This is a genomic window from Streptomyces sp. Isolate_45, from assembly GCF_024721315.2.
Lineage (GTDB): Bacteria > Actinomycetota > Actinomycetes > Streptomycetales > Streptomycetaceae > Streptomyces.
Genome location: NZ_JANFAK020000247.1, coordinates 1 through 8,723 on the forward strand (window position 1 = coordinate 1; position 8,723 = coordinate 8,723).

The 8,723-nt window shown below is 74.3% G+C and carries 7 protein-coding genes; 1 reads left to right on the top strand and 6 read right to left on the bottom strand.

All coding sequences use genetic code 11. The annotated features are described in order from the left end of the window. Positions 1-43: 43 nt before the first annotated feature. Positions 44-1,108, bottom strand: a complete 1,065-nt coding sequence (locus NOD94_RS38615; RefSeq protein ID WP_348652378.1) for an ATP-grasp domain-containing protein — start codon at positions 1,106-1,108, stop codon at positions 44-46. Positions 1,109-1,402: 294 nt separating this feature from the next. Here NOD94_RS38615 and NOD94_RS38620 point away from each other — a divergent pair, with 294 nt between their 5' ends. Beyond that, a complete protein-coding gene (locus NOD94_RS38620; protein ID WP_281210927.1) occupies positions 1,403-2,968 on the top strand; it encodes a glycosyl hydrolase in 1,566 nt (521 codons plus the stop codon). Between the two features lie 47 nt (positions 2,969-3,015). Here NOD94_RS38620 and NOD94_RS38625 read toward each other — a convergent pair whose 3' ends face one another. The 5 genes from NOD94_RS38625 to NOD94_RS38645 all read right to left on the bottom strand — a co-directional run. Continuing rightward, a complete protein-coding gene (locus tag NOD94_RS38625; RefSeq protein ID WP_281210928.1) occupies positions 3,016-4,158 on the bottom strand; it encodes a GNAT family N-acetyltransferase in 1,143 nt (380 codons plus the stop codon). After that, positions 4,155-4,862 (bottom strand): lipopolysaccharide biosynthesis protein, encoded by a 708-nt coding sequence (locus NOD94_RS38630; protein ID WP_281210929.1) that lies wholly within the window; start codon positions 4,860-4,862, stop codon positions 4,155-4,157. Before NOD94_RS38630 ends, NOD94_RS38625 begins: the two co-directional genes overlap by 4 nt. A gap of 76 nt (positions 4,863-4,938) precedes the next feature. After that, a complete protein-coding gene (locus NOD94_RS38635) occupies positions 4,939-6,162 on the bottom strand; it encodes a glycosyltransferase (protein ID WP_281210930.1) in 1,224 nt (407 codons plus the stop codon). Continuing rightward, entirely contained in the window at positions 6,159-6,935 is a 777-nt protein-coding gene (locus NOD94_RS38640; RefSeq protein WP_281210931.1) for a polysaccharide deacetylase family protein, read from the bottom strand. The genes NOD94_RS38635 and NOD94_RS38640 overlap by 4 nt, the downstream gene beginning before the upstream one ends. Beyond that, on the bottom strand, positions 6,925-8,723 hold a 1,799-nt coding region (locus NOD94_RS38645), incomplete at its 5' end, for a lipid II flippase MurJ (RefSeq protein WP_281210932.1). The genes NOD94_RS38640 and NOD94_RS38645, both read right to left, overlap by 11 nt.

Here is an 8,723-nt window from a genome sequence, read left to right on the forward strand (position 1 = left end):
CCCCCCCCCCCCCCCCCAGTTTTTTTATTTTTAGGCGCCCCAGCTATATTAAAAGTTGCTCTAAAAATTTTCCCAAACACGACGCACTGCCGATCGCGCCCCCGGCGCCGGCGCCGGCCGCAACGCCGCCCGGGGCCGAGCCGCCTGACGGCCCGGAACCGGCGCCCGCTCGCCGCCGCGGCAGCGAGCGTCCCCGTACGGCCGCGAGCAGCGCGTAGTTCTCCGCGACGAAGATCCGGCCCGGGCCGCCCACGGGCTCCGGTACCCGTTGCCCCGTCAGGTCCAGGTACATCGCCTGGACCACGTCGAGCCCGAAGTCGTCGGTGAACAGCCTGAACTGGGCTCCGGGGCGCGGGTTGAAGTCCACGAGGCGGAAGCAGCCGCGCTCGTCCCGCCGGAAGTCGAGGTCGAGGATGCCCTGGTAGCCGAGCCGGTCGGCGAGCCGCAGCCCGGCCTCCTCGACCGCCGGGTCCGGCAACCAGCGGCCCACCGCCGTCAGCCCCGTGCGCACCGGCCAGGACAGCTCCTTGCGGCCCGATCCTGCGAGGAGCGGGTGCCCGCCCCGGGCGAAGGCGCCGTGGAAGAACCAGTCGGTGTCCGGTCCGGCCGGCAGGAACCGCTGGAGCAGCAGCCGGCTCCCGGCCTCCGCGGAACGCTCGTAGAGCCCCCGCGCCTCGGCGGTGGTGTGCACGAGGGTGGTGCTGCGCAGCCCGGTGCCCGCGGGCAGCAGCCACGGCCGGCTCCACTTGGCCACCACCGGCAGGCCGAGCCGCCAGGTGGCCTCGGCCGCCTCCGCCCCGCTCGCCGGGATCACGGTCTCCGGGTGCGGGACGTCCCAGCGCGCGCACAGCCGCGACAGCTCCGCCTTGTCGGCCACCCGCGCGGGCAGGTTGTCGGGCTGATGGGGGATCCGGAAACGGTCCGTCAGCAGCGGCGCCATCCGCGACACCGCGATGGCGCTCAGGTCGTCCATGGCGACGAGCACGGCCGGCCGGCCGATCCGCTCCGACACCCGTACGAGGCACTCCCGCAACGCGTCCGGCGCCTCGGGGTCCAAACCCCCGTCCGGCCCGGGGTGGACGGCGCGCAGGTAGCGCGAACGCCCCATGGGTCCTCCCCCGGCCTCGACGACGGCATGGACCTCAACGCCTTTGCGCCCCAGCGATCTGACGGCGCCGAGGGTTCCGTGGTGGAACGGGTTCCGATCGAGTCTGAGCAGAACTGCGGGCACATGGTTGGCGAACGCGTGCATGGAAACGGTGTCTTTCACCTAGTCGGACCAAGCGGGATGGATACGCACCTGCGAATGGCCTACGCAACGGCCACCGGACAGGCCATTCGTCAGATCTGATGCCTAACGTCTTTGGTAAGCACACCGGTTCAGGAAAGCTCGGGAGACGCCATGCCCAGACCACGCCGCCGACTGGTGAGCACCTGCATCGGTACGGTCACGGCCGGACTGCTCGCCACGGGAGCCGCGCTGTCGGCCCCCGACGAGGAAACGTCCAGGAGCTCCGACGTCGCCATGGGCGCGTATCTCGACTTCGGGCCGACGGGAGTGGCCCGGATCCCGTTCCTGTCGCGCTGGCTGGGCGGCAGGGAGATCCGGGTCGGGCACACCTATCTGCCCGGCGACGTGTGGGGCGGCATCGAGGGCAACGTCGGCTTCCTCGCGGACTGGGCGGCCTGGCGCAAGGCCCAGGACGACCGGTTGTTCGTCCTGAACGTGCCCATGCAGGCGCGCAACGAGAGCCGGGTCCCCGACCGCCAGGTGGCCCGGCTGATCAGGGCGGGCGCGAACGGCGATCACGACCAGCACTTCCGGAAGCTGGCCGAGCGGCTGGTGACGCTGGGCGTCCCCGACACGGTGATCGTGCTCGGCTGGGAGATGAACGGCACCACCTACACCCACCGCTGCGGGCCCGACCCGCAGAACTGGAAGGCGTACTGGAAGCGCGTCGTCAACACCATGCGCGCCGTGCCCGGCCAGGAGTTCAAGTTCGATTTCGCCCCCAACCGGGGGACGGACGCCATCGGCTGGACCAAGTGCTACCCGGGCGACGACTGGGTCGACATCATCGGCATGGATTCGTACGACCAGGCTCCCGGTCGGAACTTCGACGAGCAGATCACCCAGCCGTACGGGCTCCAGCAGCACGTCGATTTCGCGAAAGCACACGGTAAGGAGATCTCGTACCCGGAGTGGGGCCTGTTCCGCAACGGGGACAACCCGGAGTACGTGCGGCGGATGCTGAAGTGGATCGAGCAGCACAAGCCGCTCTACCACACCATCACCGACTACTGCCCGCACGGCGTGTGGCAGTGCAAGGCGAACCCCGAGTCCTCCCGGGTGTTCCGCGAGGCCCTGACGCCCGACCTGCCCGGCCCGGTCATCCCGACGCCGGTGGTCCCGACGCCGGTGGTCCCGACGCCGGCCGTTCCCACCCCGGTGGTCCCGACCCCGGCGATTCCCACACCGGCCGTCCCGACCCCGGCCGTACCCCTGCCCGGGGTCCCGACGCCGGCCGTCCCGACGCCCTCGCTGCCGACGCCGCAGGTCCCCACACCCGCCGTCCCCTCGCCGGAGGTCCCCGTTCCGGTGCCGAGCCCCGAGGTGCCGACCCCGGTCCCGGGCCCCGTCGACCCCACGCCCGTCGAGCCCGGTCCGGTGGTCCCGAAGCCGGACGTCTCCGTGCCGCCGGTGCTCCCTCCGGTGCCGTCGCCGCAGGTCCCGGTACCGCCCGTGTTCCCGCCGGTGCCCTCCCCCGAGGTCTCCGTACCCGTACCGGCGTCGCCGACGCCCGGCCCCCTGGTGCCGAAGCCCCAGCCGTCCAAGCCGCAGCCCAACAACAGCAGCCAGTGGTGCGTACCGCTCAACTTCGGCGAGTGGCTGTCCAAGCTGGTCGGCAACCAGGCCGTCTGCTTCAACCTCAACTGGGGCAAGGACTCCTACGTCTGGCCCTTCTAGCCCCCGCCCCCGTCCCCGCCCCTCGTGCGGCGAGCGCACCGGCACGGTCACCGGACCCGCAGTTCGTTGATCCGTGCCCGCCAGTCCCGTGCGGCCGGCAGCGCCTCCCGCAGCGCGTCCACCGCCCGCTCGCGTCCCGTCACCTGCGACTCGTGCAGTCGCAGCAGGGGCGCGAGCGCGGCCGTGGCCATCAGGAACCGCTGGTTGACCACCGTCTCGGGGCGCCAGTGGTTCTTGTACGGCTCGCTGCCGCGCAGGAAGCTCACCACGGGCCGGCCGTCGGCGAGCGCCCGCCCGGTCTCGTAGCGCAGCAGCAGCGTCGCCACGTCGACCTTGCGGTCACGCAGGTCCGGATCGGCCCCGTACAGGTAGCCGCCGCTCAGCCCGGCGGACAACAGGGTGACGTTGGCCGCCACCACCTTCCCGTCCAGCCGGAACTCGGTCAGCCGGCCCTCCCCGGCCCGCACCATCCGTCGGGTGGCCCGGGTCAGGTGCTCGGCGAACCGCGGCCTGAGGTGCTCGGGCGTCACCCCGCGCCCGCGCCACTGCTTCTCGTGCAGCCGCAGCAGGGTCCGCACGGCCTGCGGCACCTCCGGCTCGGTGACCTCGTGCTCCTCGATCCCCGCGGCGTCCGTCTTGCGGAGCTTGGCGCGCACCCGCTGGGCACCGGAGGACGGCATCCGCTTCACCAGCTCGTCGAAGGGCAGCGCGGGCAGCTCCATGCAGGTGGAGTCGGCCAGCTTGCTGCGCACCCCGGGCCACGCCTCGTACAACGCCTCGGCGGCGGCCCCCGGCCGCACCTCGCGCAGGTCGACGATCGCGCTCCGGGCGGCCCGGTGCAGCCCGCGGGCCAGCGCCGGAACCACCTGCTCGGCGTGCTCGGCGGCCACCAGGACGTCCGAGTGGTCGGTGATCCCGCCGCCGAGCGCCACCAGCCGCGGCAGCGGCCGGTGTACGAGCATCAGCGCGGCCGCCCCGACCAGCTCCTCCCCGCGCCGCACGAGGACGATCCGCAGCCGGCCCTCCTTGCCGTACGACAACCACCACGAGTGCAGCCAGGCGTGGCTCTGGAAGGGGGTGGCGGTGGGGCAGCCGCGGAAGAGCCGGTTCCACGGCTCTTCCAGGGCGGCGAACTGCCGGGGGTCGCGGCACAGCGTCACCGACAGGGCCCCGGCGGAGCCCGGGTTCATCGAGCGGGCTCCTTCTCCTTGGTCTCGGTGTGGTCGCCCTGCGCGGGCAGGGAGGCGTACTCCTCGACGGCCGGCTGCGTGCCCTCGCCGTCCGCGCGCCGTACGGGGCGGCCGGGCCTGGCGGGCCGGGCCAGCAGCCACAGGCCGCCCAGCAGCCCGCCCGCGCACAGCCCGACGGCGCCGCTGATGGGCGCGGACGGCGAGGCCGGGTCGGTGGGGGCGACGGCCTGGTTGAACAGGAGCAGCTGCACGCCGGTGTTCTTCGCGGCCTGATTGCTGCTCAGCGACAGCGCGTCGGCGACGGCGTTGGCGATGTCGGCGGCCTCGGCGGGGCTCTTGGACGTCCCGGTGATGGCGATCATCGGGGACTCGGGGGAGGTCTCCGCGCGCACCTGGGTCCGCAGCCGCCGGGCGTCGATGCCGGCGCGCGGTTGCGCGTAGGCGAGGGTGGAGCTGCTGGTGGCGATGCGGGCGTAGGCCTGGGAGAAGCCGAGCGCGGTCGCCGGTTCGGTGGTGTCGTCGGGGACGGCGACGACGTAGCTGGTGGCGGCGTACTCGGGTGCCTTGAGGACCCCGTACGCCCCGCCCGCGGCCATGCCGAGCAGGGCGCAGGCGGGCAACGGCCACCAGGCGGGCGGGCGCAGGCCGCGCCGCTTCTTCTCCGAGCGGTGGTCGGACTTCTTCTGGTCTGCGGTGTCGGCCATGTGCGGTGCTCGCTTCCTGGGGGAGGGGAGTTCGACGGACCCGGCCGTTCCCCTGGCCGGGGTGGTGGATTCGGGATCAGCCGTTGCCCGCCGGCGCGGAGCCCGGCGCGGCCGGGCCCCGTCCCGCCGGGGTGGGCGCGGGCAGCGGTGCGGCCGGTGCCCTGCCGGGGACCGGGGCGGCGAGCGCGAGGGCGTAGACGTCGAGCAGGCGGCTCGCGCTGCCGGCGATGTCGTAGCGGCGCACCACGGGCGGCGGCGGCAGCCGGCGGGCGCCGGCCTCCATGTGCCCGCGCAGCGCGGCGACCAGTTCCTCGGTGCCGGGCCCGATGCGGCGCGCGCCCGGCGCCTGGGCGGCGGGCAGGTCGTCGATGGCCGGGCAGGTGACGTGCAGGACGGGCAGTCCGGCGGCCAGCGCCTCGACCACCGCGAGCCCGAACGCCTCCTCCCGCGAGGGGGACACGAAGACGTCCATGGCGGTCAGCAGGGCGGGGATGCCGGGGGTGCGCCCGTCGGCGCTGTCGCCCAGCGGATCCCGCTCCCCGAGCAGGTGGATCCGGCTCTGGGCGCCGAGTTCGGCGGCGAGGGTGCGCAGCGCGGCCCGCTCGGGCCCGTCCCCGGCGAGCAGCAGGTGCGCGCCGGGGAGCGCGGCGACGGCCCGTACGAGGACGTCGAACCGCTTGCCCGGGACCAGCCGGCCGACCCCGCCGACGACGAAGGCCCGTTCGGGCAGTCCGGTGCGGGCCCGGGTGGCCCGCCGGACGCCCTCGTCGAAGCGGAAGCGGACGGCCTCGATGCCGTTCGGTACGACGTGGATGCGCGGCGCCGGCACCCCCCAGCCCTCCAGCCGGGCGGCGACCGTGTCGGAGACGGCGACGGTGGCCGCGCCGAGCCGTTCGCTGGCCAGGTAGAGGGCCCGGACGCCGCCGGACAGCGGCCTGCCCTCGATCTCGGCGTCGCCGAGGGAGTGCTCGGTGGCCACGGTGGCTCCGACGCCCGCGAGGCGGGCGGCGACGCGGCCGTAGACGCAGGCCCGGTACAGGTGGGTGTGGACCAGGTCGTAGCGGCCGCGCCGGATGAACTTGACCAGTCGGGGCAGGGCGCCGAGGTCGCGGTTCCCGCTCATCCCGAGGTTCACGACTCGGACCCCGTCGGCGCGCAGGCCCTCGGCGACGGGGCCGGGGTTGGTCAGCGTCAGTACGTCGCACGGCATGGGCATGTGCCTCAGCAGGAGGCGCAGTTGCTGTTCGGCCCCGCCGACGCCGAGTCCGGTGATGATGTGCAGTGCCTTGACCGTGTTCACGGGAGCACCACCCGGCGCAGCTCGCCGACGCGGTGGCGGAGCCGCTTGATCCGCAGTCGGGCGGCCCCGTCGGCCTGGCTGACGTGGGTGCGCGGCAGGGCGTGCGGGCCCGTGAGCCGCCCGGGGGCGATGCCGCAGGCGTACGTGTAGCCGGCGGCCCGGGTCGCGGCTGTGACGCGGGCGTCGAGGTGTCCGTACGGGTGGCAGAACCCCTCGGGGAGGGTGCCGGTCAGCTCGCGCAGCAGGTCGCGGCTGCCCCGCAGTTCCTGCTGGAGGACGTCGTCGGGGGCGGCGGTGAGGTCCTGGTGGAGCAGCCCGTGCGAGCCGATCTCCATGCCCGCGGCGGCGACTTCGCGGATGCCCTCGGCGGTGAGCAGCGCCTTGCGCGGTCCGAGCGGGTCCCAGACGTTGTCGACGCCGAGCCGGCCGGGGAGCACGAACAGGGTGGCGGTGCAGTCGTGGCGGCGCAGCAGGGGCAGGGCCGAGGTCAGGAAGTCGGTGTACCCGTCGTCGAAGGTCAGTCCGACCAGCCCCCGGCCGCGTCCGGCGGCGCGGGCCCGCAGCAGTTCGCCGACGGACACCCCGCGCAACCGGCGGGCGCGCAGCCACAGCAGCTGGGCCTCCAGGGCCGCGGGGGTGACGGTGATGCCGTACGGGTCCTCGGCGGGGTCGGTGAACCCGGCGACCGAGTGGTACATCAGGACCCACGGCCACACGGTGCGGCGGGTGGAACGCGCCGCGGCGGCGGGCGCCGTGTCGGTGTCAGCGGACATTGCGGAACCTCTGGGTGAGCTGGGAGGTGAGCTGGGCGAGCTGGGCGGGAAGGACGGTGACCTCAAGGGCACGTATGGCCATGCCGGTCGCGCCGAACATGGCCGGGACCAGCAGGCAGCCGAGGGCGGCGCTGAGCAGCGGGTCGGGGATCATCGGCCCGGCGAGCCAGCCGGTGCCGCAGGCGGCGATGGCGGCGACCGCGAGCCGGCCGATGCTGATGGCGACCCGGCGGACCTGGATGGCGATGATCCGCGAGCCGAGTCCGGTGAGCAGCAGGACCGCGGTGGTGGAGATGCCGGCGGCGTTGGCGGCGGCGATGCCGTAGGTCCCCCACCAGCCGACGGCGAAGGCTCCGGCGACGACGTTGACGAGCAACCCGGCGCCCATCGCGAGCGCCGGGAACCAGATGGGCCGGGCGGTCGAGAAGAAGGGCCGGGACAGGGCTCCGACGAGGCAGTGGCCGAGGAGTCCGAGGCCGTAGACCCGCATGACGGAGGCGGTGGCGAGGGTGTCCCGGTGGGTGAAGGCTCCGCGTTCGAAGAGGACCTGGATGATCTGCGGGGCGTACCCGATGACGAGGGCGGCGCCCATCAGCACGGCGAGGGAGGCCAGGGCGAGGTCCCGTTCCACCCGGCGCCGGGCCTTGTCCCGCTCCCCGCCGGCCATGGCCTGGGCGACGACGGGGAAGGTGACGGTGCAGATCATCAGGGACAGCACCATCGGCATCTGCGCGACCTTCTGCGCGTAGTTGAGGTGCGAGATGGCGCCCGGGGGCAGGGAGGCGGCCAGGAACCGTTCGACGAGGACCTGGGACTGCCGGAACACCGCGAAGAAGATGACGGGCGCGATGACGCCGAAGGCGAGGAGGGTGGGCCGGTCGCGGTCGCGCTGGCTGCGCGGGGCGGACTTGGCCCGACGCGGGCCGAAGCCCACGTTCCGGATGAACGCGGGCAGTTGGACGAGGACCATCAGCAGCCCGCCGACGGCGACCCCGGCGGCGGCGGCCCGTACCCCCCACAGGGCGTGCAGGGCGACCATCGTGGCGATGATCCCGACGTTGTACGAGACGTAGATCGCGGCGGGCGGCAGGAAGGAGCGGTGGGCCCGCAGGGCTGCGCTGAAGTACCCGGCGATGCCGAAGGAGACCACGGTGAGCGCGGTCAGTCGGGTGCACTCGACGGCCAGCCCGGGGTCGGGCAGGCCGGGCGCGAGCGCCCCGACGACGAGCGGCGCGGCCACGACGAGGACGGAGGCCACGGCCGCCAGCAGCACCAGGAGCCGGGGCAGGGTCGCCGCGACGAGCAGCCCTACGGGGTCCTGCGCGCGTGCCTCCAGCCGGGTCAGGCCGGCCCGACCGGCCGCCCTGCGGGCCAGGGCGTGGCTGAAGGCGGGCACCATGAGCAGGGCCATGGCGTCCTCGATGAGCAGCGTCGAGGCCATCTCGGGCACGGTCCAGGCGATCAGGAACGCGTCGCTGTCGTGTCCGGCGCCGAAGAGGTGCGCGATGGTCTGGTCGCGTACGAGGCCCAGGACGGCCCCGGCCGCGGTGAGCCCGGCGGTGACCGCCGCGGCCTTGGCCAGGAACCGGCCGAGCGGCGCGGCCGCGGGCGGCCCGCCCCCGGACGAGCCCGATCCGGATCCGCCGCCGCGGCCGCCCCCGCATTGGCCCGGGGGGGGGTGGGGAACACCGGCCCCCGGGGGGGGGGGGGCCCCCCCGCCCGCCCCCCCGCCAACACCGGGGCCCCGCTCGACGCGACGGGCGTGGAGTCGCTGAGCACCCTGCGGGC